Origin of the sequence: Rhizobium sp. 0TCS1.26, from assembly GCF_050455525.1 — a bacterium.
GTDB lineage: Bacteria > Pseudomonadota > Alphaproteobacteria > Rhizobiales > Rhizobiaceae > Neorhizobium.
In genome coordinates this window covers 291,291-313,964 of record NZ_JBCIYV010000004.1, presented here as the reverse complement: position 1 = coordinate 313,964, position 22,674 = coordinate 291,291, and the positions used below count along the sequence as shown (strand labels likewise).

General features: G+C 63.7%; 22 protein-coding genes and 1 riboswitch. Of the genes, 11 read left to right on the top strand and 11 right to left on the bottom strand.

Translation table 11 applies throughout. From position 1 onward, the window contains the following. Positions 1–93 precede the first annotated feature (93 nt). A complete protein-coding gene (locus AAIH46_RS19300) occupies positions 94–759 on the top strand; it encodes an OmpA family protein (protein ID WP_430307676.1) in 666 nt (221 codons plus the stop codon). Positions 760–845: 86 nt separating this feature from the next. Here the strand turns inward: AAIH46_RS19300 and AAIH46_RS19295 are convergent, their stop codons facing one another. Together AAIH46_RS19295 and AAIH46_RS19290 are read right to left on the bottom strand one after the other, a co-directional pair. Next, positions 846–1,499 (bottom strand): LysE family translocator, encoded by a 654-nt coding sequence (locus AAIH46_RS19295; protein WP_430307675.1) that lies wholly within the window; start codon positions 1,497–1,499, stop codon positions 846–848. 101 nt (positions 1,500–1,600) lie between these two features. Continuing rightward, positions 1,601–2,518, bottom strand: coding sequence for a polyprenyl synthetase family protein (locus tag AAIH46_RS19290; RefSeq protein WP_430307674.1), 918 nt, complete (start codon positions 2,516–2,518; stop codon positions 1,601–1,603). An 88-nt stretch (positions 2,519–2,606) separates the two neighbouring features. Between AAIH46_RS19290 and mtgA the strand changes: the two genes are divergently transcribed. From mtgA to rpmF, 3 genes are all read left to right on the top strand, one after another. Continuing rightward, on the top strand, positions 2,607–3,398 hold the full coding sequence (gene mtgA / locus AAIH46_RS19285; protein ID WP_430307673.1) for a monofunctional biosynthetic peptidoglycan transglycosylase: 792 nt from the start codon (positions 2,607–2,609) through the stop codon (positions 3,396–3,398). A gap of 76 nt (positions 3,399–3,474) precedes the next feature. Next, a complete protein-coding gene (locus AAIH46_RS19280; RefSeq protein ID WP_430307672.1) occupies positions 3,475–4,122 on the top strand; it encodes a glutathione S-transferase family protein in 648 nt (215 codons plus the stop codon). A gap of 317 nt (positions 4,123–4,439) precedes the next feature. Then, positions 4,440–4,625, top strand: a complete 186-nt coding sequence (rpmF, locus tag AAIH46_RS19275) for a 50S ribosomal protein L32 (RefSeq protein ID WP_025425225.1) — start codon at positions 4,440–4,442, stop codon at positions 4,623–4,625. A 182-nt stretch (positions 4,626–4,807) separates the two neighbouring features. Here rpmF and phaR read toward each other — a convergent pair whose 3' ends face one another. Beyond that, positions 4,808–5,392 carry a polyhydroxyalkanoate synthesis repressor PhaR gene (gene phaR / locus AAIH46_RS19270; protein WP_430307671.1) on the bottom strand — a complete coding sequence of 195 codons (585 nt, stop codon included), beginning with the start codon at positions 5,390–5,392 and terminating at the stop codon, positions 4,808–4,810. 234 nt (positions 5,393–5,626) lie between these two features. On the opposite strand from phaR, the gene AAIH46_RS19265 reads away from it, so the two are divergent. Continuing rightward, positions 5,627–6,808 carry an acetyl-CoA C-acetyltransferase gene (locus AAIH46_RS19265; RefSeq protein WP_430307670.1) on the top strand — a complete coding sequence of 394 codons (1,182 nt, stop codon included), beginning with the start codon at positions 5,627–5,629 and terminating at the stop codon, positions 6,806–6,808. Between the two features lie 73 nt (positions 6,809–6,881). Further along, positions 6,882–7,607: a beta-ketoacyl-ACP reductase gene (locus tag AAIH46_RS19260; protein ID WP_430307669.1), complete on the top strand. Its 726-nt coding sequence runs from the start codon at positions 6,882–6,884 to the stop codon at positions 7,605–7,607. 98 nt (positions 7,608–7,705) lie between these two features. Here the strand turns inward: AAIH46_RS19260 and AAIH46_RS19255 are convergent, their stop codons facing one another. Then, positions 7,706–7,960 carry a YMGG-like glycine zipper-containing protein gene (locus AAIH46_RS19255; RefSeq protein ID WP_430307668.1) on the bottom strand — a complete coding sequence of 85 codons (255 nt, stop codon included), beginning with the start codon at positions 7,958–7,960 and terminating at the stop codon, positions 7,706–7,708. Between the two features lie 41 nt (positions 7,961–8,001). Then, positions 8,002–8,157 carry a DUF3309 family protein gene (locus AAIH46_RS19250; RefSeq protein WP_430307667.1) on the bottom strand — a complete coding sequence of 52 codons (156 nt, stop codon included), beginning with the start codon at positions 8,155–8,157 and terminating at the stop codon, positions 8,002–8,004. 405 nt (positions 8,158–8,562) lie between these two features. Between AAIH46_RS19250 and AAIH46_RS19245 the strand changes: the two genes are divergently transcribed. The 5 genes from AAIH46_RS19245 (at position 8,563) to AAIH46_RS19225 (ending at position 14,804) form a co-directional block, all read left to right on the top strand. Further along, positions 8,563–11,766, top strand: coding sequence for a helicase-related protein (locus AAIH46_RS19245; RefSeq protein ID WP_430307666.1), 3,204 nt, complete (start codon positions 8,563–8,565; stop codon positions 11,764–11,766). 4 nt (positions 11,767–11,770) lie between these two features. Further along, a complete protein-coding gene (locus tag AAIH46_RS19240; RefSeq protein ID WP_430307665.1) occupies positions 11,771–12,184 on the top strand; it encodes an RNA-binding S4 domain-containing protein in 414 nt (137 codons plus the stop codon). A gap of 179 nt (positions 12,185–12,363) precedes the next feature. Continuing rightward, complete coding sequence (fdxA, locus tag AAIH46_RS19235) at positions 12,364–12,702, top strand: ferredoxin FdxA (RefSeq protein ID WP_430307664.1); 339 nt, start codon at positions 12,364–12,366, stop codon at positions 12,700–12,702. 365 nt (positions 12,703–13,067) lie between these two features. Then, a complete protein-coding gene (locus AAIH46_RS19230) occupies positions 13,068–13,637 on the top strand; it encodes a CarD family transcriptional regulator (protein ID WP_430307763.1) in 570 nt (189 codons plus the stop codon). Between the two features lie 303 nt (positions 13,638–13,940). Continuing rightward, positions 13,941–14,804 (top strand): RNA polymerase factor sigma-32, encoded by an 864-nt coding sequence (locus tag AAIH46_RS19225; protein WP_430307663.1) that lies wholly within the window; start codon positions 13,941–13,943, stop codon positions 14,802–14,804. 97 nt (positions 14,805–14,901) lie between these two features. On the opposite strand, the gene AAIH46_RS19220 is transcribed toward AAIH46_RS19225, so the two are convergent. From AAIH46_RS19220 to AAIH46_RS19195, 6 genes are all read right to left on the bottom strand, one after another. Then, complete coding sequence (locus AAIH46_RS19220) at positions 14,902–16,359, bottom strand: M48 family metalloprotease (RefSeq protein WP_430307662.1); 1,458 nt, start codon at positions 16,357–16,359, stop codon at positions 14,902–14,904. Positions 16,360–16,659: 300 nt separating this feature from the next. Then, entirely contained in the window at positions 16,660–17,376 is a 717-nt protein-coding gene (locus AAIH46_RS19215) for an ATP-binding cassette domain-containing protein (RefSeq protein WP_430307661.1), read from the bottom strand. Then, complete coding sequence (gene thiP / locus AAIH46_RS19210; RefSeq protein ID WP_430307660.1) at positions 17,373–19,034, bottom strand: thiamine/thiamine pyrophosphate ABC transporter permease; 1,662 nt, start codon at positions 19,032–19,034, stop codon at positions 17,373–17,375. The genes AAIH46_RS19215 and thiP overlap by 4 nt, the downstream gene beginning before the upstream one ends. Positions 19,035–19,038: 4 nt before the next feature. Beyond that, positions 19,039–20,028 carry a thiamine ABC transporter substrate binding subunit gene (gene thiB / locus AAIH46_RS19205; RefSeq protein ID WP_430307762.1) on the bottom strand — a complete coding sequence of 330 codons (990 nt, stop codon included), beginning with the start codon at positions 20,026–20,028 and terminating at the stop codon, positions 19,039–19,041. A 65-nt stretch (positions 20,029–20,093) separates the two neighbouring features. Next, positions 20,094–20,194, bottom strand: a riboswitch (TPP riboswitch). A gap of 48 nt (positions 20,195–20,242) precedes the next feature. Further along, a complete protein-coding gene (locus AAIH46_RS19200) occupies positions 20,243–20,707 on the bottom strand; it encodes a response regulator (protein ID WP_430307659.1) in 465 nt (154 codons plus the stop codon). A gap of 138 nt (positions 20,708–20,845) precedes the next feature. Beyond that, a complete protein-coding gene (locus AAIH46_RS19195; protein ID WP_430307658.1) occupies positions 20,846–22,669 on the bottom strand; it encodes an ABC-F family ATP-binding cassette domain-containing protein in 1,824 nt (607 codons plus the stop codon). Between the last annotated feature and the right edge of the window lie 5 nt (positions 22,670–22,674).

Below are 22,674 nucleotides of genomic sequence, written 5' to 3'. Positions count from 1 at the left end.
AGCGGACGCTGCCGGACGATCGTCCGGCCGTCCTCGCTTATGCCGCAATTCATGGTAAATGAACGGTCGCCAAGACGACGGGGACCTGATTCCATGATCAAGAAATTCGCGATTGTCGCCATGTGTGCGACCTATCTCTCAGCCTGCACCACCACCGACCCCTACACGGGTCAGCAGAAGATGTCGAACACCACCGGCGGTGCCGCACTCGGTGCCGGTCTCGGCGCGCTTGCAGGCCTCGCCGTCGGTGGATCGCCGGTCGGTCGTCGCAATGCCGCGCTGATCGGTGCCGGCGTCGGCGCGCTCGCGGGCGGCGCCATCGGCAACTACATGGACCAGCAGGAGGCCGAACTGCGCGCCCAGCTGCAGGGCACGGGCATCTCGGTCACCCGTGTCGGTGATCGCATCATCCTCAACATGCCGTCCAACATCACCTTCCCGACCGATCAGGACCAGGTTCTGCCGGGCTTCTATCCGACGCTCGATTCCGTCGCGCTGGTGCTGAACAAGTTCAACCGCACGCTCGTCGACGTCAACGGCCACACCGATTCGACCGGCAGCGCCGGCCACAACCAGGAGCTCTCGGAGCGCCGTGCGGCATCGGTTGCCAACTATCTCGGCGGACGTGGTGTCGATCAGCGTCGCATGTCGACGCTGGGCTTCGGTCCCTCGCAGCCGGTCGCATCGAACGCGACACCGGACGGCCGCGCCCAGAACCGTCGCGTCGAGATCCAGATCGCGCCGATCACCCAGAACTAAGGCTTTTCGAGCTCTTCGGACAGCTAAAGGCGTCGCGCAAGCGGCGCCTTTTGCGTTTCTGGAGGATTGGATCCCTAAAGCTTGGATCAAAGACTGCTGGTCAGCATCTTGATGCCGGCGGCGCCGAACATCAGCGCCATCACACCGTCGATGCTGCGCCGGGCATTGCGATAGAGACGGGCGGCGCGCTCGGTCGAAAACAGCAGGGCGTAGCCCATGAACACGGTGAAGCCGGTGGCAAGGCAGCCGCCGACGATGATGGCGACGGCACTCGGCGAGGCGGCCGGCGGCAGACCGAGAGAGATGATCGCCACCCAGGCGAAGATCGCCTTAGGATTGGTGAGGTGGATGGCGTAGCCAATGAGGAAGGTCCGGCGAAGGCCGATCTCCGGCTTCGCTGTCTCGCCGGGTGCGATCGATGCCGTCGCATCCCGTCTGGCCAGCGCTCCCCTGGCGGCCTTGTAGGCGAGGTAGAGAAGATAGAGCCCGCCGACGATCTTCAGCACCGTCAGCGCTTGGCCATAGCGGCTGAGCAGCGCCGAGAGGCCGAGTGCCGCCGCCATCGCCCAGGTGAACGAGCCGGCGAAGATGCCGAGCCCGATCACCACGCCGGCCTGCCTGCCGCGCGCCAGCGAGGTCGAGATGATGGCGACGATCGCCGGCCCCGGGCTGATGACGGCCACCAGATAGAGCAGGTAGGCGGCGGCCACCTGGTGAAGGTTCTGCATCAGCTCGGTCATGGGGCGCTTCCGGCGTTCAACTGCCGCCAGCCATAGCGCATCGGCAATCGCCGATCACGCCACGAGTTTTGATGGGACCCGTTGTTGCGCTGATGGATCGGTCAGTTGCTGCGGTCGGCCACGAAGCGGGCGGTGGCGATCAGCATGTCGGCACGGCTGCCATAGGGCGAGAGCACGCCAACTGCATCCTCGACCAAGGCGTCGAGCCGCTGCTCGGCCCAGTCGAGGCCATGCCGGCCAACAAGCGTCGCCTTGCCGCGGTCGGCATCCTTGCCGGTCGCCTTGCCCATGGTCTTGGCATCCGCCGTCACGTCCAGCACGTCGTCGGCAAGCTGGAAGGCAAGCCCGATGATCTCGCCGAACCGGCGCAGGCGCAGGCGGTCGTCGGCTCCAGCCCCGGCCAGGATGGCGCCGGCCTCGCAGGCGAAGCGCAGCAATGCACCGGTCTTCATCGCCTGCAGCGTGACGATGCCGTCTTCGTCCGGCGCTGCCGTCTCGGCCGCCAGGTCGAGCGCCTGTCCGCCGGCCATGCCGCCAATGCCGGCCGCCCGCGACAGGGCCATGACCAGCGCCACCTTGCGGTCGTCCGGCAGGCGGGTTTCCGGCGCGGCGATGATGTCGAAGGCAAGCGTCAGCAGGCTGTCGCCGGCAAGGATCGCGGTTGCCTCGTCAAAGGCCTTGTGGACGGTCGGCTGGCCGCGACGCAGATCGTCGTCGTCCATGGCCGGCAGGTCGTCGTGGATCAGCGAATAGCTGTGCAGACATTCGAGCGCCGCACCAACGCGGGCGGCAGCCTCCGCATCGCCGGAAAACAGCGCTGCTGCTTCCTGGACGAGGAAGGGCCGCAGGCGCTTGCCGCCGTTCAGCGTGCCATGACGCATGGCGGACAGCAGGTTTGCCGGCCGGACGATCTCGCCGAAGAGGGGCGTGTCTTCCAGCAGAGCCGCCAGCAGCTCTTCCGTCTGGGCGGCGCGCGCGCGAAGGTGAGCGTCGAAGGCGGCGGGATCGATGGTCGTCATGCGCGGTTCATTGGCACGACGGGGCGGGGCTGGCAACGGGTTTTGCTGAAAAGCGGGGGGAGGCGCCGCCGCAGGCTGGCTTTCGCCTGTGGCTGCGTCTATATCCGGCAGGGATCTACGAAAACGAGTGGGAATGTTGGACGTTACACCCGAGCGGCAATCCGAAGAGGAGGAGCCCTTGCCGGCAACGCGCCGTGGCCTTCCCCTATCCGGATGGTTGAGGCGGGCAGCCGTCGTTATCCTCGCGCTGCTGCTGTTGCCCTACGGGCTGGTGCTCGTCTACGCGCTCCCCTTCATTCACCCGGTTTCGACGCTGATGGTCAGCGAGCTCGCGACGCTGAATGGTTACGACCGGCGATGGGTGCCCTTCGACACCATCTCGCCGGTCCTCGTGCAGTCGGTGATGATGTCCGAGGACGGCCAGTTCTGCGCCCATGACGGTGTCGACTGGGTGCAGATGCGCGGCGTCATGCAGGATGCCATCGACGGCGAGCCGACGCGCGGCGCCAGCACAATCCCAATGCAGACGGTCAAGAACCTGTTTTTGTGGAACGGCCGCTCCTTCCTGCGCAAGGGTATGGAAGTCCCGCTCGCCATGTGGGCGGATCTCGTCTGGTCGAAGCGGCGGGTCATGGAAATCTACCTCAACGTCGCCGAATGGGGTCCTGGCATCTACGGCATCGAGGCGGCGGCCCATCATCACTTCCGGGTGCCGGCAGAAAAGCTCAGTCGTCGTCAGGCGGCGCTTCTGGCCGTATCACTGCCCAATCCGATCACACGGATAGCCGGCAAGCCGGGCCGCGGCCTGCAGCGTCTCGCCTCGGTCGTCGAGCGGCGGGCGCGGGGCTCGGGCGAATACATCAGATGTCTTTATGAGTGACAGCAGCAAATCTCGTTAGTGGATTCGCCGACGTCCGCCTAGATTGGCATCGCGGGCACCTCTGCGGGAGAACATCATGGACGGTCTGGTCCTCTACATCGCCAACAAGAACTATTCGTCATGGTCGTTCCGGCCGTGGATTGCCATGAAGGCTGCAGATATCCCCTTCGACGAGGTGCTGATCCCCTTCGACGACAATGCCAGCAATCCGCGCTTCCGGGAGTTCTCGCCGACGGGCAAGGTGCCGGTGCTGCAGCATGGCAGCCTGCATGTCTGGGAATCGCTCGCCATCATCGAATATGTGGCAGAGCTCTACCCAGAAGCGGGCATCTGGCCGCTGGACCCGGCAGACCGGGCCATGGCTCGGTCGATCTCGATGGAAATGCTGTCGGGCTTCCGGGCCCTGCGCGGCGCCTGCCCGATGAACATGCGGCGCCAGAAGGGCAAGATCGAGCTTGCCGATGGCGTCCTGACCGACGTGGCGCGGATCACCGAGATCTGGAAGACCATGCGCATGCGCTCGGGCGGGCCGTTCCTGTTCGGAGCGTTCTCGGCCGCCGATGCCATGTTCGCGCCGGTGGTCAACCGTCTGGACGTCTACGATTTCGATCTCGACGCCGAAACCATTGACTATATCCAGGCGGTGCAGGCGCATCCGGCATGGGTGGCCTGGCGGGATGCGTCACTTGCCGAGACATGGGTGGTTCCCGCCGACGAGGCGTGATCCTCGGGCCGGAAGGGGCTGGAGTGCCTGGGGTACCCTGGGTACGGGTAGCCGCCTCCGGGCTTCTATGTGTCCGACCACATGAGCCGTTGCGCGAGATCCTGCCGCTGCCCGACAAGGCTTTGCCGGGGGGCATGCAGAGGCCGTCTGAGTTGCCGAGCGTTTCCGACCGGCGATCGCGCAAAAAATCCCGGCAGGGACTGGTCAATCGCCGCCACGCCATGTATAAGCCCGGCAAATTCCGAGATCGAGAGATGTGAAGCTCGGCCCATCACGGCCGCCGAACATCTCCTGCCTGACAATTTGGAGTAACGAAAATGGCTGTACCGAAGAGAAAAACGAGCCCGTCGAAGCGCGGTATGCGCCGCTCCGCTGACGCGCTCAAGACGCCGACCTACATCGAAGACAAGAACTCCGGTGAACTGCGTCGTCCGCACCACATCGACCTGAAGACCGGCATGTACCGCGGCCGTCAGGTTCTGACGCCGAAGGAAAGCGCATAATCCTCATTCGGGATTTGCGAGCGGAAAGGCCGGCATTGCCCGGCCTTTTTTGTTGTCCGGATTTTCTTTGAGACGCCCGCTTTAGCGTCCCGATGCTTGGCCTGCGCCATTGATCGCCAAGATGCCGCAAGGCCGGGGTCGTGCAGCCTGCGGCCGCTCCAACCCAGGCCCTCGCGCCTTATCTAGGTTCCGAGGCTGTCGAGCCGGGTCTGCAGCGTCCGCAGCTGCTCCTTGAGCTCGTCTAGATCGCGGGCATCCGGTGCCTTCTTCGACGTCTCGGCCGTCCCGTTACCGTTGAACGGCGTGAACATCTGCATCGCCTGGCGGAACAGTTCGGTGTTGCGACGGACCTGCTCCTCCATCAATTGCATCGGCGCCTGCAGGTTCTTGGTCAGCGGCGTCTCGCCGAAGGCACGGGTCATCTGCTCGCGCATCTGCGCCTGCTGATCGGCGAACGTCTTCATCGAATGCTCGAGGAAGGTCGGCACGACCATCTGCATCTGATCGCCGTAATAGGAGATCAGCTGCCGCAGGAACGAGATGGGCAGCAGCGTGTTGCCGGTCTTCGATTCCTGCTCGAATATGATCTGCGTGAGGACCGAGTGGGTGATGTCGTCACCGCTCTTGGCGTCCTGTACCTTGAACTCCTGGCCCTTCTTGACCATCTGCGCCAGGTCTTCCAGCGTCACATAGGTGCTGGTGCCCGTATTGTAGAGGCGGCGGTTGGCATATTTTTTAATGACAACCTCACCATCCGTCTTTGCCATAATTGCCTCCTGATCCCGCCAATATGGTATTTTCGGTATTTCTCCCACGGCAACCTTACGCTTAAAAATTAGAAACTGACAATCCATTTGTGCGATGCGAGACGGCCTTGCGGCCTGTCGATCGTGCGCTTGCGCAGGCATCCCGCCTGCACCCCTCCGTCAGACCCTTTGACTTGCGTCGAAAGCTTTGCCAGTCTCGCGTCCAACAATACAAAGCATCTTGAGGAGACAGCCATGAGCCAGCCATCCATCGTCATCGCCTCGGCGGCCCGCACGGCAGTCGGATCCTTCAACGGAGCCTTCGCCAATGTTGCAGCGCACGAATTGGGGGCTGTGGCCATCAAGGCGGCGCTGGAGCGTGCCGGTGTCGAAGCGGCGGATGTCGACGAGGTCATTCTCGGCCAGGTGCTGCCGGCAGGCGAGGGCCAGAACCCGGCCCGTCAGGCGGCGATGAAGGCCGGCGTGCCGCAGGAGACGACGGCCTGGGGCGTCAACCAGCTGTGCGGCTCCGGCCTGCGGGCTGTGGCCCTCGGAATGCAGCAGATCGCGCTCGGCGATGCAAAGATCATCGTCGCCGGTGGTCAGGAATCGATGTCCATGGCACCGCACTGCGCGCATCTGCGCGGCGGCACCAAGATGGGCGACATGAAGCTGATCGACACGATGATCAAGGACGGCCTGACCGACGCCTTCTACGGCTATCACATGGGCATCACCGCCGAAAACATCGCCCGCCAGTGGCAGCTCTCGCGCGACGAGCAGGACCAGTTCGCCGTCGCTTCGCAGAACAAGGCGGAAGCCGCCCAGAAGGCCGGCCGTTTTCAGGACGAGATCGTGCCGTTCGTCATCAAGGGCCGCAAGGGCGACGTAACCGTCGACGCCGACGAATATATCCGCGCCGGCGTGACGCTCGACAGCATGACGAAATTGCGCCCGGCCTTCGACAAGGACGGCACCGTGACGGCGGCCAACGCCTCCGGCATCAATGACGGTGCGGCGGCCACTGTGATGATGACCGAGGAAGAGGCCGTCCGTCGCGGGATTTCGCCGATGGCGCGCATCGTTTCCTGGGCCACTGCCGGCGTCGATCCGCAGATCATGGGCACCGGGCCGATCCCGGCTTCGCGCAAGGCGCTGGAAAAGGCCGGCTGGTCGGCCGCCGATCTCGATCTGGTGGAAGCCAACGAAGCCTTCGCCGCACAGGCCTGTGCCGTCAACAAGGACATGGGCTGGGATCCGTCGATCGTCAACGTCAACGGTGGGGCGATCGCCATCGGCCATCCGATCGGCGCATCGGGCGCGCGGGTGCTCAACACGCTGCTGTTCGAAATGAAGCGGCGCGGCGCCCGCAAGGGGCTGGCAACGCTCTGCATCGGCGGCGGCATGGGTGTTGCCATGTGCCTGGAGGCCCTGTAGCCGGACCGGCTGCCGGATCGAGACGACCGCGCGGCACGGGTCGCGCGTCGCAACCGCAAGGGGGAGATGCTGCATGACCAGAGTGGCGTTGATATCCGGTGGCACGCGCGGTATCGGAGCGGCAATCTCGAAGGCGCTGAAGGCGGCGGGCTACAGCGTCGCGGCCAACTATGCCGGCAACGAGCAGCGGGCACTCGCCTTCCAGGAGGAGACCGGCATCCCCGTCTTCAGGTGGGACGTGTCGTCCTACGAGGCCTGCGTCACGGGGATCGGCGAGGTCGAGGCGCAGATGGGTCCGGTAGAGATCCTCGTCAACAACGCCGGCATCGTCCGCGACACGATGTTCCACAAGATGACGCCAGGTGATTGGAACGCGGTGATCGCAACCAATCTCAGCGGCCTCTTCAACATGACGCATCCGATCTGGCCGGGCATGCGCGAGCGGGGCTTCGGACGCATCGTCAACATTTCCTCGATCAACGGACAGAAGGGCCAGATGGGGCAGGTCAACTATTCGGCGGCCAAGGCCGGAGATCTCGGCTTTACCCGGTCGTTGGCGCTCGAAGGGGCGGCGAAGAACATCACCGTCAATGCCGTCTGCCCCGGTTACACGGCAACAGAAATGGTGCTGGCGGTACCCGAGAAGGTAATGAACGAGCGGATCCTGCCGCAGATCCCGGTCGGCAGGCTCGGAAGACCGGAAGAGATCGCACGCTGCGTCGTATTCCTGGTTTCCGACGATGCCGGGTTCATCACCGGCTCGACGATCAGCGCCAATGGCGGCCAGTACTTCACCTGATCCACGAGGCGTCCTCGTGCGTTGATCTCCAGGCACAATACAAAAAGAGACCGGCATGCGGGGGGCACACCGGTCTCTTTTCTAGACAGCGTTATCGCTTAGCGGCAACGAGCTTCGTAGTTGCGGCCGTAGCGATCGCGGTAGACGCAATAGCCCTGACGCTTCTGCGACTCGCCGACAGCGGCGCCAACCAGGCCGCCGGCAACGGCGCCTACTGCTGCACCACCCCAGCTGTTGGTCACGGCACCGCCGACGACGGCACCCGTGCCGGCACCGATGGCCGTGCCTCTTTCGGTCGAGGTGCACGATGCGAGCATGCCAACCATGGCTGCAACGGCGAGGATCTTTTTCATGTGAGGCTTTCCTTCCCTGTTATAATCGAGTTTTGCAAACTTTAGATTCTGCCCATCAGGAGCAGAATGATCAGTATGAGGACGACGAGACCGAGACCGCCCGACGGGCCGTAACCCCAGCTGCGGCTATGACCCCAGTTCGGCAGGGCGCCGATCAAGAGCAGAATGACAATGATCAGCAAAATGGTCCCGAGCATTCGAACTTCTCCAACACGTTGGTTTGTGCGGCGAAAACGTGACCACTGCGATTTTGTTCCAACCCAATGTCCGATTTATGTGACGCCACAAAATCACTGTAGATGGCATCACGAATTGGCTGCCCCCAGGGAGGCCTGGTCGGCTTGCTTCCGGCTCCTGCGAGCTCCAGTAGCCGCGCGGAACAAAGGGTGACTCAGGAGAGTCAGCGATTCGTCCGTGCTTTGTTCGCCCGCTGTTCCGAACGTGCACGCATCGAGAAAACTGGCAGGATTTCCGTTACCGCCGTCACTCCGGAGCCCTTGCGGCTTGCCATCGCCGGTTCGAAACGCCATGTGTGAGGTGTCAGCCGCATCGTCGCGGCGGCTTCAGACGATGTGCGGACAGAGCTTTTGAATTCCCAGCCCATGATCTTGAGCGGCCGCGGCGTTACCGCGGTCCTCGGCCCGACCAATACCGGCAAGACCCATTATGCCATCGAGCGCATGGTTGCTCACGGATCCGGCGTGATCGGCCTGCCGCTTCGTCTCCTGGCGCGCGAGGTCTATGGCCGGCTGGTCGAGAAGGTCGGGCACCACAACGTCGCGCTGATCACCGGCGAGGAAAAGATCACCCCGCATCTGGCACGGTTTTCGGTCTGTACCGTCGAGGCCATGCCGCGCGAGACGAAGGCGGCGTTCGTCGCCATCGACGAGGTTCAGCTCGCCGGCGATCTCGAGCGGGGGCACATCTTCACCGACCGGATCCTGCATCTGCGCGGACGGGAAGAGACCCTGCTTCTCGGCGCCGGCACCATGCGGCCGATCCTTGAGCGTCTGCTGCCCGGCATCACCGTCGTCGAGCGCCCCCGCCTGTCCACCCTCTTCTATGCGGGGCAGAAAAAGATCACCCGCCTGCCGCAGCGCACCGCCATCGTCGCCTTTTCGGCCGACGAGGTCTATGCGATCGCCGAACTGATCCGCCGTCAGCGCGGCGGGGCGGCGGTGGTCCTCGGTGCGCTGTCGCCTCGCACTCGAAATGCCCAGGTCGGTCTCTACCAGGCCGGCGACGTCGAGTATCTGGTGGCAACCGATGCAATCGGGATGGGCCTCAATCTCGATGTCGATCACGTCGCCTTTGCCCAGGATCGAAAGTTCGACGGATACCAGTTCCGCAATCTCAATGCCGGCGAAATGGGCCAGATTGCCGGCCGCGCCGGCCGCCACCTGCGGGATGGCACGTTCGGGGTGACTGGCCAGGTAGCGCCGTTCGACGAAGACCTGGTGGAGCGCATCCAGAGCCACCACTTCGACCAGGTGAAGGTCTTGCAGTGGCGCTCCAAGGCGCTCAACTTTTCCTCCATCCGCGACCTGCGTGCCAGCCTCGATGCGACGCCGACCGTCCACGGCCTGACCCGCGCCCTGCCGGCGACGGACAGCCAGGCGCTCGACTATCTGTCGCGCTATCCCGAGATCATCGATGCCGCGACGACGCCCGAAAATGTCGAGAAGCTGTGGGAAGCCTGCGCGCTTCCCGATTACCGGCGCATCACGCCGGCACAGCATGCCGACCTGATTTCGACGATATTTTCCGATCTTGTGCGGCTCGGCGCGGTGAATGAAGACTTCATGGCGACGCAGGTGCAGCGGGCCGATCGGACCGACGGCGAGATTGATACGCTGTCCGCCCGCATCGCCCAGATCAGAACATGGACTTATGTCTCCAACCGTCCGGGTTGGTTGGCGCATCCGACACACTGGCAAGAAAAGACACGGGAAATCGAAGACAGGTTGTCGGACGCGCTACATGAAAGGTTGACGAAACGCTTTGTTGATCGCAGGACATCTGTGCTCATGAAGCGCCTGAGAGAGAATGCGATGCTGGAAGCTGAAATCAGTGTGAATGGGGATGTCTTCGTCGAGGGACACCACGTCGGTCAACTAGCCGGTTTCCGGTTTACGCCTGTTTCCGGTGCCGAAGGGCCGGATGCCAAGGCTGTGCAGACGGCTGCCCAGAAGGCCCTGTCGCTGGAGTTCGAGGCTCGCGCTGCGCGGCTCTACGCTTGTGGCAATAGCGACATCGCCGTCGGCTCGGACGGTTTCGTCCGCTGGCTCGGCGATCCGGTGGCAAAGCTCGCGGCCGGCGATCACATCATGCATCCGCGTCTCATCCTGCTCGCCGACGAGCAGTTGACCGGCAATGCTCGCGATCACGTGGCTGCTCGCCTCGAGCGCTTCGTCAATCATCACATCGCCACGGTCCTGAAGCCGCTTGACGATCTGTCGCGTGCCGAAGACCTGCAGGGGCTTGCCAAGGGGCTCGCGTTCCAGCTCGTCGAAAATCTCGGTGTCCTCTTCCGGCGCGACGTTGCCGACGACGTCAAGACGCTTGATCAGGATGCGCGCGCCTCGATGCGCCGCTACGGCATCCGCTTTGGCGCCTACCACATCTTCATGCCGGCGCTGCTGAAGCCGGCCCCGGCCGAACTGATCACGCTGCTCTGGGCGCTGAAGAACGACGGTCTCGACAAGCCGGGCTATGGCGATCTCATCCCGGCGCTGGCAGCCGGCCGCACCTCGGTGGTCACCGATCCGACCTTCGAGCGCAACTTCTACAAGCTCGCCGGCTTCCGTTTCCTCGGCAAGCGTGCTGTTCGCGTGGATATCCTCGAACGCCTCGCCGATCTCATCCGGCCGCTCCTGCAGTGGAAGCCGGGCAACGGCCAGCGTCCGGAAGGCGCCTATGATGGGCGACGCTTCACCACGACGACCGCCATGCTCTCCATTCTCGGCGCGACGCCGGACGACATGGAAGAAATTCTCAAAGGTCTCGGCTACCGCGCCGATGCGGTAAAGCCGGAAGAGGCGCAGGCCTTCCTCGCCGGCCAGTCGGCAAGCGCCGCAAGCGCTGCCCCCGCGGCAGAAGCCTCGGCAGAAACGGCGCCGGCCTCCGAAGCTGACGATGCTGACAGTGCGGATGCTGCGACCGACGAGGCTCAGGCGCCGGAAGCGGTCGCCGAAACCGCCGCAGAAGATGCTGCCTCCGAACCGCAGGTCGAAGCCGTCGCTGGCGCGGAGCCTGAAGCTGCAGCCGAGGCGCCGGCCGCTGATGAAGCCGCCGCAGCGGAAGAAGGTGTCGAGTCAGCTCCCGCCGAGACGACCGATGCCGAACCGGCACCGGCGTCCGAGCCTGTTGCCGAAGAAGAACCCAAGCCGGTTCTGCTGTGGCGTCCGGGTGGCGGACGTAGCGAAAACCAGCGCGGTGGTCGTCCGCAGGGAGAACGACGGGCGCCTGCCAACCGCGCACCGGGCGAAGGTCGACGCGATGATCGTCGCGGTGGCGGCGAGCGTACCGAACACGCAGCCCGTGGTGCCGAGGGTGGCCAGCGTGAAGGCGGTCAGCGGGATGGTGGCAATCGCAACGGCGGCAAGCCGCGCGGTGACCGCCGGCCCGACGGCAAGGGCGATCGTCCGCCACGCGGCGACCGTAACGACAGGAACGATCGCAACGATCGGCAGAAGACTGCGCAGCCGGCTCGCTTTGAGGCTCGTCCGCCGCGTAAGGAGAAGCCGATCGATCCGGATTCACCCTTCGCCAAGCTGGCTGCTCTCAAGGAGCAAATGAAGAAGTAGGCTGATGACGGAACAAGTGCCGCCCGGAGTTGCGCGTCAGCGCCTCGACAAATGGCTGTTCTTTGCCCGCATGGTCAAATCCCGATCGCTTGCCCAGGCGTTCATCCACTCGAACAATGTGCGGGTGAATGGCGTCCTCGTGTCGCAGCCGAGCTTTCAGCTGAAGGCGGGCGATCGGATCAACCTTTCCCTGGACAGGCGAGACCTCGTGCTGCAGGTCAAGGCTGCCGGTGAGAGGCGGGGCCCGTACGAGGAAGCCCGGTTGCTCTACGACGATCTGACGCCGCCGGCAGAGGAAGCAAAAAGGCTAACCGCTTTCGAGCAGGCGCTGCGCCAGCCCGGTGCGGGCCGCCCGACAAAGCGGGAACGGCGGCTGACGGATCGGCTGCTTCCAGATCCCGGTGATGAGGGTCACTAGGAAAACCATCTAGCAGGCCGTCGGATTTAGAAAGGTTTGTCCTTGCGAACCAGGGGCAAACGCATTACCTCACTGTCGCAACGCCGGACTTGTCGGCTGCTCGATCGGCTGGATTTGGCGTGTCTGCCAATCATTCGTCCGACAGCCTGCCGCAAATTCGTGACATTCTGGAGTGCCTCATGACGTATGTCGTGACCGACAATTGCATCCGCTGCAAATATACCGACTGCGTCGAAGTATGCCCGGTCGACTGCTTCTACGAAGGCGAGAACTTCCTGGTCATCCATCCGGACGAATGCATCGACTGTGGCGTCTGCGAGCCCGAATGTCCGGCAGAGGCGATCAAGCCGGACACCGAACCGGGTCTGGACAAGTGGCTGAAGGTCAATGCCGATTACGCCCAGGTCTGGCCGAACATCACCGTCAAGCGTGATGCCCTTCCGGAAGCCAAGGAAATGGACGGCGTCAGCAACAAGTTCGAGCAGTATTTTTCGACGGAGCCCGGCAAGGGCGACTGACCGGCGCAGGCTCCGCTACGTCGCTGCTTGCCGATTAGGCAGCGATTCGATCGTTGCATCTGAGCATCTGCGAAAGCAAATCATTGATTTCTGCCTATTTTTGTGGTAGACAATAGAAACTGTTCCACAAAGCGGCATTCGCGTGCCCAAAAACATCACGAAAGCACCAGAGCACCCTGCGCGGTTCCCGTGACAAAGCCAATTTTTGGATCTTGTCGTCGCTGATCGCGATGGATGTTGTTTTCGCGCGCGTTTGGTCGGACCAGTATGGAGTCACCTGACGGTTCCCCCGTCTCATCCGGGCCTGACTGACCCGGCCCCGGCACATGGATTGCCGAGTGCGTAACAGGGAGTTTGTTAAACGAATGACGACCCAGCAGAAAAAATCTTCAGCACGCCACGGCTTCAAGACCGGCGAATCGATCGTATATCCCGCGCATGGCGTAGGCACTATCACGGCGATCGAGGAACAGGAAGTGGCTGGAATGAAGCTCGAGCTGTTCGTGATTGATTTCGAAAAGGACAAGATGCGCCTGAAGGTGCCGGTCGCCAAGGCGGTCAGCATCGGTATGCGCAAGCTGTCCGAGACTGATTTCGTCGAGCGTGCATTGAAGGTTGTCCAGGGCAAGGCGCGCGTCAAGCGGACGATGTGGTCGCGCCGCGCTCAGGAATACGACGCGAAGATCAATTCGGGCGATCTGATCTCCATCGCCGAAGTGGTGCGCGATCTGTATCGTGCTGAAAACCAGCCGGAGCAGTCCTATTCGGAGCGCCAGCTGTACGAAGCGGCTCTCGATCGCATGGCGCGCGAAATCGCGGCAGTCAACAAGATGTCCGATACGGAAGCGGTTCGTCTGGTCGAAACCAACCTTGCCAAGGGTCCCAAGCGCAACAAGGTCCTCGACGAAGAAGAATCCCACGAGGAAGCCGCATAAGCTGCTGCTTTCCTGTTTCAATTCAAAGAACCCGGCTCAGGCCGGGTTTTTTTGTGGGAACTTTTGCTCCTGCCGCGCGTTGATCCGCCGGTGCGGCGAGACAGTCTGAGGTGCCTCAGGAGCTTTCGTGGTGCCGGACTATCAGGGGGACGCATGCGTGAAGCCGGCGCCCCATGCAGAATAAAGGGGAGCCAAAAGCCTGTTTATCTCGTGCCGTGCCTGCTGTCTCTGTCGAAGAGTTCAACAGGAGCAGCATCGGACGAAGGCTTTTGCCGGGTCACACAGTCTCATGGAGAGAGCGCGATGAATGCCATGTCCGCAGACCGCACGATGATCAAGATTGCCATGTCGGCACCTTATCTTGCGCGTGAGGAGGAGCGCGACCTGGCTGTCCGCTGGAAGGATGACCAGGACCAGGATGCGCGCAACCAGATCGCACTGGCGCATATGCGTCTCGTGATCGCCATGGCTTCCAAGTTCCGCGGCTTCGGCCTGCCGATGAGCGACCTCGTACAAGAGGGTTATGTAGGGCTGCTGGAGGCGGCGGCAAGGTTCGAGCCAGCCCGCGACGTGCGTTTTTCCACCTATGCAAGCTGGTGGATCCGGGCTTCCATGCAGGATTACATTCTGCGCAACTGGTCAATCGTCCGCGGCGGCACCAGCTCTGCCCAGAAGGCGCTGTTCTTCAATCTTCGCCGCCTGCGCGCCAAGCTGTCGCGTGGCGACAGCAATCTCGGCGCCCGCGAAATCCACGAGGAAATCGCCACGGCACTGGGCGTCAGCGTCGCCGACGTGCAGACGATGGACGCGCGACTGTCCGGAAATGACGCCTCTCTCCAGGCGCCATCGATTGCCGGCGATACCGACAGCGTCGAACGGCTCGACATGCTGGAAAGCGGAGAGCCGCTGCCGGACGAGCAGGTTTCCGGCATGATCGACGGCGAGCGCCGGGTCAAGTGGCTGCAGGGCGCGCTTACCAAGCTCAACGAGCGCGAGAAGAAGATCATCCACGCCCGCCGGCTGACCGACGACGGCGCGACGCTTGAGGCTCTCGGCGCGGAACTCGGCATTTCGAAGGAACGCGTACGCCAGATCGAAAGCCGGGCGATCGAGAAGCTGAAATCGGCGCTGGTCACCATCAACCCGCAGATGGCAATGGTCTGCTGAGCAGGCACTCGTACCGGCGGCCGGACTGGCCGCCGAAACTCGCTGCCGAACTCGCTGCAGCACCTGCCGATGCCCGGTCTGCCGGGCAGGCTCTTCTTTATTCGGAAATGATCTTGACGCGCTGGCCGGGCGACAATGCCGCCCCTGATGGCAGCGCATTGATCAGTCTGAACAGGTCGACCTTGCGGTCGGTCCCCATCATCCTCGCAGACATGGTGGTCAGGTTGTCGCCCGGCGCAACCGTCACCACGCGCACGCGCAGCGGCTTCAGCTGGGCGATTTCCTGCGGCGTCATGCTGCGGAAGGTGTTGCGCAAAATGTTGGCGGTCGTCTCCAGCGACTGGTTGCCCTTTGGCACCGCGGTCAGGAAGCGGAAGATCTGCTTGTCCTGCCGGATCACCGTCACATCGAAATCCCAGCGCTCGGCCGATGCCCTAGCAGTGGCCGCCTGCAGGCCGTTCACCTTCGTCTCGCGCACCGTTTCCGGCAGAAGGCCGGCAACCCAGCCGCTCGTCAGGTAGTTGGTGAGGCTCTGTTCGGTTTCAGCCTTGACGCCGTCAAAGCGGATCGCCGTCTCGTCCGGACCGGTCGCCAGCACGGCTTCAGCCTTGTTGTCTATGCGGAAGCCTTCCGGCACGTCGAAGCGGATGCCGAGCCCTGCATGCAGGAAGGTCTCGTTGCGCACATAGCCTTCTTCCGGGCTGTCGCCATAGAGAAGTCCGTCGATCCCGGTCAGATAATAGTCGCGGCCGCGATCGCCGAAGGTGCCTTCCTGGCCAAAAGCACGCGCGTGCTGGCGGGCAAGCTCGACGCGCTGCGGCGCGTTCGGATGGCTCGACAGGAAGTCGAGGCTCTGGTCGTTGTCGGGATCGACGGCCGAATAGCGGGCATAGGCGGCCATCGAGTCAAGGAAACGCGCCGCGGAATAGGGGTCGTAGCCGGCCTCGCCGAGCATGCGCACGCCGATCACGTCCGCCTGCAGCTCCTGCTGGCGGGAGAAGGCGGCGAGCCTCAGCTTGCCGCGTGCCAGTGCCTGCTTGCCGGCGAGATCGCTGGACAGCACCTCGGCGACCACGCGGCTGGCGATGACTTCCGCTTCCTCGCGCTTCTGGCGCTCGATGCCGTGGTTGGCGGTCACGTGGCCCATCTCGTGCGACAGGACAGCCGCCACTTCGGAGGCGTCGTTGGCCAGTGCCAGCAATCCGCGTGTGACGTAGAGATAGCCGCCCGGCAGCGCAAACGCGTTGATCGCCGGCGAGTTGAGAATGGTGATACGGAAAGACTGTGTGGGATTTTCGGAGACGGCGGTCAGAGCACCGGCAATGCGCGCGACCAGCCTCTCGGTCTTGGCGTCATGATATTCGCCGCCGTAGCTTGCAACGATGCGCGGATGCTCGCGCGCACCCATTTGCGCACGCGGATCGTTCTTCTGCACCTGATCGACGATCTGCGGGGTCGACGACGGCTTGACGTCGGGCTTGTAGGTCTGCTCCAGCACCGACTGGCAGCTGGACAGCGCCGTTGCTGCGATCAGCAGGGATATGAGCGAGCGCATGCGGGCGCTCCTGAGCCGGGTGCCGGCCGTAGCTGCTTTGTGGCCGGTTTGGCCACTTCCTGCGATATCGATCCGTCTGCTTGGAAACGTCATTCTTTCACGCTCGCCATCCGGCATGTCGCGGCATTTGCCTTCCCGCCGCTGTCTCCTGACCGTCACTACGGATGGCTGATTGGCTCGCCGAATTGCCTCGTTCCCCATTTAAGTAGAACATGTGTGGCTGCAAGCAATCGTCCCGCCTATTTCGCATCGCGGCATGGCACTGACCCAAGTCTAAAATGTGGCGGAGTGGTTGAGGCTTTATGAAGAGCCGACGAATCTGGCGATTCCCGGATCTTCGCTGTGCAGCATAAACACGTCCTTCGGCGCCTGGAAGCGGATAGTGCCGTCGGCGATGTAGATGACGCTTTCGGCGAGCCGTTTCACTTCCTCCACGTCGTGCGTCACCACGAGCACCGTCATCTTCGTTTCGCGGTGAAGATCGAGCAGGAGTTCGGCCATCGACCGGCGCAGCGCCGGATCGAGCGCCGCGAACGGTTCGTCGAGCAGAAGCAGCGGCCGATGCCGAACCAGCGCCCGGGCAAACGCCACCCTCTGGCGCTCACCGCCGGACAGCGTTCCCGGTCGGCGCTTCTCGTATCCGCCAAGTCCAACACGCTCGAGCGCCGAGGAAACCCGGCGTCTGCCCGCCTCGTCGAGCCGCAGGCCCGGATGGACGCCGAGCCCGACATTTGCATAGACATCGAGATGGGCGAAGAGATTATTGTCCTGGAAGATGACGGAGAGCGGACGCTCGCCCGGATGCCGGCTCGTCATCTCCTCTCCACCGATCAGCACGCGGCCCTCCTCCGGTGTCTCGAAGCCGGCGACGAGGTTGAGCAGCGTCGACTTGCCGGATCCGGACGCGCCGGTGATGGCGGTGATGTCGCCTGCCGGAAATGCGCAGTCGAAGCGGAACGATGCGGTGCCGAGCCGCAGCCTCACGTCCTTCAGTTCGACGGCTGGTATTTCCCTCATCTGCCGTCCTCGCGATCATGATCGCCGGTTGCGATGTCCGGCCGTCGGTTGCTGTCTGCGGCGCCGGCCGTCCCCAGTGCCGTCAATGCGAGGCAGACGACGCCGAGAATGAGGGCTAGGCCATCGGCATCGTTGGTGCGGTAGCTTCCCATGCGGCTGTAGACCAGCCATGGCAGCGTCGTCAGGTCCTGCGATCCGAACAGCGCCACGGCGCCGAGATCGCCGAGCGACAGCGCCATGGCAAAGGACAGCGCCATCAGAAGTGGCCGGCGCAGCACCGGCCAGTCGACCAGCCGCCAGCGCGCAGCGCCTGAGATCCCCAGACTTGCCGCCAGCCGATCGGTGCGTCTGGCATGTGTCTGGTAGGCCGGCTCCAGGATGCGCACGACGAAGGGCAGTGCCATCAGCATATTGATGGCGACGATCAGCGCCGGTGCGACACGCGCAACATCGGTGTAAGGCCGCACCAGCAGGAACCACCCGGTTCCAAGCACCACCGGCGGCACCAGGAGAACCAGCGAGGAGAGGCCGGCAAGCAGCCCCGAGAACAGCGCCTGAAACCGGGCAGGCTTGCGCCTGTCGACGATCGCGGCGCGAGCAAGCACGATGCCGGAGGCCACAAGAATGGCCAAGGTTCCGGCCGCCAGCGCGATCGCGAGGCTCGTCACGGCCGCCTGGCGGAAGGACGGCATGGTCAGCAGTCGCCAGAGATCGGCCTTCAGGCCGGCAGTTACGATCGCCGACAGCGGCAGGATCAGGAAGACCGTGGCAAGCAGGATCGCCAGCCCGTCCCAGACCCGGCTGCCGAGCCCTTTGCCATCAAAACGCTGTGGCGCGCGCCCCTCTCCGCCGCCCGTCACGTCGGCTGCAGGCAGCCGGCTGATGGCAATCAGCACGCAGGCGGTCAGCGCGATCTGCAGCAGCGACAGGGCAACAGCCCGCGGCGGATCGAAATCGAAGCGCAGCGCCTGGTAGATCGCCACCTCCAGCGTCGTTGCCGCCGGGCCGCCGCCCAGCACCAGCACCAGCGTAAAACTCGTGGCGCAGAGCATGAAGATGAGGCCTGCGGCACCCGGCAGGGTACGGGTGAGGGCAGGCGCCTCGATGAAGCGAAAGGTCGACCAGGATCCCATGCCGAGGCTGGAGGAAAGACGCCAGGTTTCCGTCGGCAGGCGCTCAAGGCCGGCCAGCATCAACCGGCAGGCAAGCGGCAGGTTGAAGAAGACATGCGCAAGCAGGATGCCGCCCAGCCCGTAGATGCCGATAGGCTGCTCGAGCCCCAGCATTGCCAGCATGCGGTTCAGCAGGCCTTGGCGTCCGAAGATGCCGATCAGGCCGAGCGCCCCGATCAGCACCGGCAGCCCCATGGGGACGGCCATCAGCCGGAGGATCCACACGCGACCGGGAAACGCCGGCCGGCGGCCGAGCGCCAGCACGACGGGGATCGCCAGGCCAACGGAGAGAAGTGTGGAGAGCACCGCTTGCAGCACGGTAAAGCGCAGCAGGCTCAGCGTGTAGCTGTCGAAGATGGCGCGCCCCGGCATTGCCGGCGAAGCGGAAACCAGGGCGATGCTGGGCGCCAGGATGAAGAGCGCGACCGTGGCAAAGCTTGCCGCGCCTGCGGCAAGTCCCCGGCCTCGCTCCCCCGCCGTCAGCATCGGCCTACTTCATGCTCATCGCGGACAGCCATTCGCGGATCCACGCCTGGCGGTTGGTGGCCACCTCGTCGGGGCTCATCAGTAGCGTCTTCTGCGGCTGCACGAGCCTGCCGAAGGCTTCCGGCAGGGCTTCATCCGTGGCAGCGGCCGGCATCATCCAGTTGGTGGTCGGGATGATCGCCTGGAAGTCCGGCGACAGGGTGAAGGCGAGGAAGGACCGGGCAAGATCCTTGTTCTTCGAGGATTTGAGGATCCCCGAGACTTCGACCTGGATGTAGTGCCCCTCGTCGAAGGCGGCGGCCTGGTAGCGATCTGTGTTTTCCTCGACCATGTGATAGGCCGGCGAGGTGACGTAGGAGAATACCATCGGTGCCTCGCCCTTGGTGAACAGGCCGTAGGCTTCCGACCAGCCCGGCGTCACGGTGAGGATGCGGTTCTTCAGTTTTGCCCAGGCGGCCGGCGCCTCGTCGCCATAGACGGACCGGATCCAGAGAAGCAGGCCGAGACCCGGCGTCGACGTGCGCGGATCCTCGATGGCGATCTTCTGGTTCGGGTCGCCCTCGACGAGGTCCTTCAGGCTGCGCGGCGGGTTCTTGATCGTCTCTGTGTCGTAGACGACGGCGAAGTGACCGTAGTCGTAGGGCACGAAGACGTCGTCGACAAAACCGCCCGGAACCTTCGCAGCAGAGGTATCGATGCCGTGCGCCTCGAAGAGGCCGGTCTGCTTGGCTTCGGCAATGAGGTTGGTATCCAGCCCCAGCGCGACGTCGGCGGTGGAGGTGGTGCCTTCGAGCTTAAGCCGGGTCAGCAGCGCCACGCCGTCGGCGACACCGACGAAGTTGACCGTGCAGTCGCAGGTCTTCTCGAAGGCCTGCTTGACCTTTGGGCCGGGACCCCACTCGGAGATGAAGCTTTCATAGGTGTAGACGGTCAGCGTCTTCTTCTCGGCGGCAGTGGCCGGAGCCGTAAGGCCGAGAGCTGCAAGCAATGCCATGGCAATGATCTGGGATCCGCGCATCAGCGCCTCCTTGTTCTTTTCAAAACGGGGAATAGGCGCTGAAGATCGAGCCGTCTAATCCCTCCGCCGGTGTTAACCGGATCAGGTTCCGCGGGTTGGCAAAAGCCTCTCAGCCATGGATATGGCACCCCGTTAGAGCAGGCGGAGATGTAGCCGGATGGCGGGCGCTTGGCAAGCGCCGCCTCGGGTGTCAGTGCGTTTGCAAGTGGTGGACGTGCCGGAAGATCTGCAGGTCGCGCGGCACTGCGGCGATGCCGCCCAGACGATTGGCGAGGGCGTAATCGAGCGTCTCCTCGATCGAGTGCGGCATGACCGGCTTGGTGAGGACGCCGAGAGAGCCGTTCGGGTGCCCCTCGAGCTGTTCCGGATTGGCGGTCATGAAGATCACCGTCACGCCGAAACGTTCGGCAAGCTCGCGGCCGATCGACGGGCCGGTCGGGCCGTCAGACAGGTTGACGTCGACGAGGGCAATATCCGCATTTGGAGCAAGCGACAGGGCATGCATCCGGCCGCTGGCAAAGCCGCTTACCGTCAACCCCATGCTTTCCACTGTGTCGGCGACGTCGAGAGCGATGAGAAATTCGTCCTCGACGATCATGACCCGTTGTTTCATGGCTGCATCTTCCAGCCGACGACGCACTACATTTGCCGACATGGGACATCCCTCTGTTGAACACGCACCTGAACAATCTCTGTACCAAGTGTCGACCGAACGTGCCATTTCGGGAAATGTTCCGGCACGGGGCCAGATTTATTAGCACTAACTCTTTGTTAAGTATAACAAACTGTTAGGTTAGCCTTCGAGTTCCTCGCGCAGCATCTCCAGTTCCAGCCACTCTTCCTCCATCGCCGTCAGTTTTGCGCGCAGCTTTTCGAGCTCGGCGGCCAGGCGGTTGAAGGCTGCCGGGTCCTTGGTGAACAGGCTCGCATCGGCCATCTTCGCCTCGCGCTGATCAATATCTGCCTGCACCTTCTCCATCTCCTTGGGAAGGTTTTCGAGCGCGAATTTCTGCTTGTAGGAGAGCTTCACCTTCGACTTCGGCGTATCGGACGCGGGTGCCGCGGCGCTGGCGGTATCTGCCTTCGCCCGCTCCACCCGGCGCTTCTCGTCGAGCGCGCCCTTGCGCTGCGCCATCATGTCCGTGTAGCCGCCGGCATATTCGATCCAGCGGCCGTCCGGCGCCTCGGGATTTGCCGGCGCAATGGTCGAGGTGACGGTGCGGTCGAGGAAATCGCGGTCGTGGCTGACGAGGATGACGGTGCCGTTGAAGCCGGCGACGATTTCCTGCAGCAGGTCCAGCGTTTCGATGTCGAGGTCGTTCGTCGGCTCGTCGAGGATCAGCAGGTTCGACGGCCGGGCCATGATCCGCGCCAGCATCAGACGGGCGCGCTCGCCGCCGGACAGGTTCTTGATCGGCGTGCGCATCTGCTCCGGCTGGAACAGGAAGTCCTTCATGTAGCCGGCCACGTGGCGCTGCTCGCCGTTCACCAGAAGGCTCTCGCCGCGTCCGTCGGTCAGGTAGTGCGCCAGCGTGTCGTTAAGATCGAGATCCTCGCGCTTCTGGTCGAGCGTTGCGATCTCGAGGTTGGTGCCGAGCTTGATGATGCCGCTGTCGGGCTCCAGCTGACCGGTCAGCATCTTCAGCAGCGTCGTCTTGCCGGCGCCATTGGGGCCGACGAGACCGATCCGGTCGCCGCGATGCACGCGGATGGAGAACGGCGCGACGATCTGCCGGTCGCCATAGGCCTTGGTGATGGCCTCCGCCTCGATCACCAGCTTGCCGCTTTCCTTGCCCTCCGAGGCCGAGGCCTGGATGGTGCCCTGCGGTCCCTGGTGGCCTCGGTAGTTGGAGCGCAGCGTCTGCAGGTTGCCGAGCCGGCGCATGTTGCGCTTGCGCCTGGCCGTCACGCCGTAGCGCAGCCAGTGCTCCTCGCGCTCGATCTGCTTGCCGAGCTTGTGCTGCTCCAGCTCTTCCTCTTCCAGCACCTTGTCGCGCCATTCCTCGAAATAGCCGAAGCCGCGGTCTAGCCGGCGCGCCGTTCCGCGATCGAGCCAGACGGTGGCGGTCGAGACCTTTTCCAGGAAGCGACGGTCATGGGAGATCAGCACCAGGGCGCTGCGGCTCTTCTGCAGCTCGCTTTCCAGCCATTCGATCGTCGGCAGGTCGAGATGGTTGGTCGGCTCGTCGAGCATCAGGATGTCGGGTTCCGGCGCCATCACGCGGGCAAGCGCCGCGCGTCTCGCTTCGCCGCCCGACAGCCGGTTCGGATCTTCCTGGCCGGTCAGGCCCAGATGGTCGAGCAGATAGGTAACGCGGTAGGCGTCGTCGCCCGGGCCAAGGCCCGCCTCGGCATAGGCCTGGACCGTCTGATAGCTGCCGAAGTCGGGTGCCTGCTCCAGATAGCGGATGGTCGCCGACGGATGGCGGAACACCTCGCCGGACTGGGATTCGACCAGGCCTGCGGCAATCTTCATCAGCGTCGACTTGCCGGAGCCGTTGCGGCCAACGAGGCAGATGCGGTCGCCCGGCTCCACCTGCAGATTGGCGCCGTCGAGCAGCGGCGCGCCGCCGAAGCTCAGCCTGATGTCGTCGAGCTTGAGGATGGGAGGTGCCATTCGGT

Excerpts from the sequence above, each read along its gene's own strand:
- AAIH46_RS19300 (WP_430307676.1), top strand. The coding sequence starts at position 94 with ATGATCAAGAAATTCGCGATTGTCGCCATGTGTGCGACCTATCTCTCA.
- AAIH46_RS19295 (WP_430307675.1), bottom strand. The coding sequence starts at position 1,499 with ATGACCGAGCTGATGCAGAACCTTCACCAGGTGGCCGCCGCCTACCTG.
- AAIH46_RS19290 (WP_430307674.1), bottom strand. The coding sequence starts at position 2,518 with ATGACGACCATCGATCCCGCCGCCTTCGACGCTCACCTTCGCGCGCGC.
- AAIH46_RS19280 (WP_430307672.1), top strand. The coding sequence starts at position 3,475 with ATGGACGGTCTGGTCCTCTACATCGCCAACAAGAACTATTCGTCATGG.
- rpmF (WP_025425225.1), top strand. The coding sequence starts at position 4,440 with ATGGCTGTACCGAAGAGAAAAACGAGCCCGTCGAAGCGCGGTATGCGC.
- phaR (WP_430307671.1), bottom strand. The coding sequence starts at position 5,392 with ATGGCAAAGACGGATGGTGAGGTTGTCATTAAAAAATATGCCAACCGC.
- AAIH46_RS19265 (WP_430307670.1), top strand. The coding sequence starts at position 5,627 with ATGAGCCAGCCATCCATCGTCATCGCCTCGGCGGCCCGCACGGCAGTC.
- AAIH46_RS19260 (WP_430307669.1), top strand. The coding sequence starts at position 6,882 with ATGACCAGAGTGGCGTTGATATCCGGTGGCACGCGCGGTATCGGAGCG.
- AAIH46_RS19255 (WP_430307668.1), bottom strand. The coding sequence starts at position 7,960 with ATGAAAAAGATCCTCGCCGTTGCAGCCATGGTTGGCATGCTCGCATCG.
- AAIH46_RS19250 (WP_430307667.1), bottom strand. The coding sequence starts at position 8,157 with ATGCTCGGGACCATTTTGCTGATCATTGTCATTCTGCTCTTGATCGGC.
- AAIH46_RS19245 (WP_430307666.1), top strand. The coding sequence starts at position 8,563 with ATGATCTTGAGCGGCCGCGGCGTTACCGCGGTCCTCGGCCCGACCAAT.
- AAIH46_RS19240 (WP_430307665.1), top strand. The coding sequence starts at position 11,771 with ATGACGGAACAAGTGCCGCCCGGAGTTGCGCGTCAGCGCCTCGACAAA.
- fdxA (WP_430307664.1), top strand. The coding sequence starts at position 12,364 with ATGACGTATGTCGTGACCGACAATTGCATCCGCTGCAAATATACCGAC.
- AAIH46_RS19230 (WP_430307763.1), top strand. The coding sequence starts at position 13,068 with ATGACGACCCAGCAGAAAAAATCTTCAGCACGCCACGGCTTCAAGACC.
- AAIH46_RS19225 (WP_430307663.1), top strand. The coding sequence starts at position 13,941 with ATGAATGCCATGTCCGCAGACCGCACGATGATCAAGATTGCCATGTCG.
- AAIH46_RS19220 (WP_430307662.1), bottom strand. The coding sequence starts at position 16,359 with ATGCGCTCGCTCATATCCCTGCTGATCGCAGCAACGGCGCTGTCCAGC.
- AAIH46_RS19215 (WP_430307661.1), bottom strand. The coding sequence starts at position 17,376 with ATGAGGGAAATACCAGCCGTCGAACTGAAGGACGTGAGGCTGCGGCTC.
- thiP (WP_430307660.1), bottom strand. The coding sequence starts at position 19,034 with ATGCTGACGGCGGGGGAGCGAGGCCGGGGACTTGCCGCAGGCGCGGCA.
- thiB (WP_430307762.1), bottom strand. The coding sequence starts at position 20,028 with ATGGCATTGCTTGCAGCTCTCGGCCTTACGGCTCCGGCCACTGCCGCC.
- AAIH46_RS19200 (WP_430307659.1), bottom strand. The coding sequence starts at position 20,707 with ATGTCGGCAAATGTAGTGCGTCGTCGGCTGGAAGATGCAGCCATGAAA.
- AAIH46_RS19195 (WP_430307658.1), bottom strand. The coding sequence starts at position 22,669 with ATGGCACCTCCCATCCTCAAGCTCGACGACATCAGGCTGAGCTTCGGC.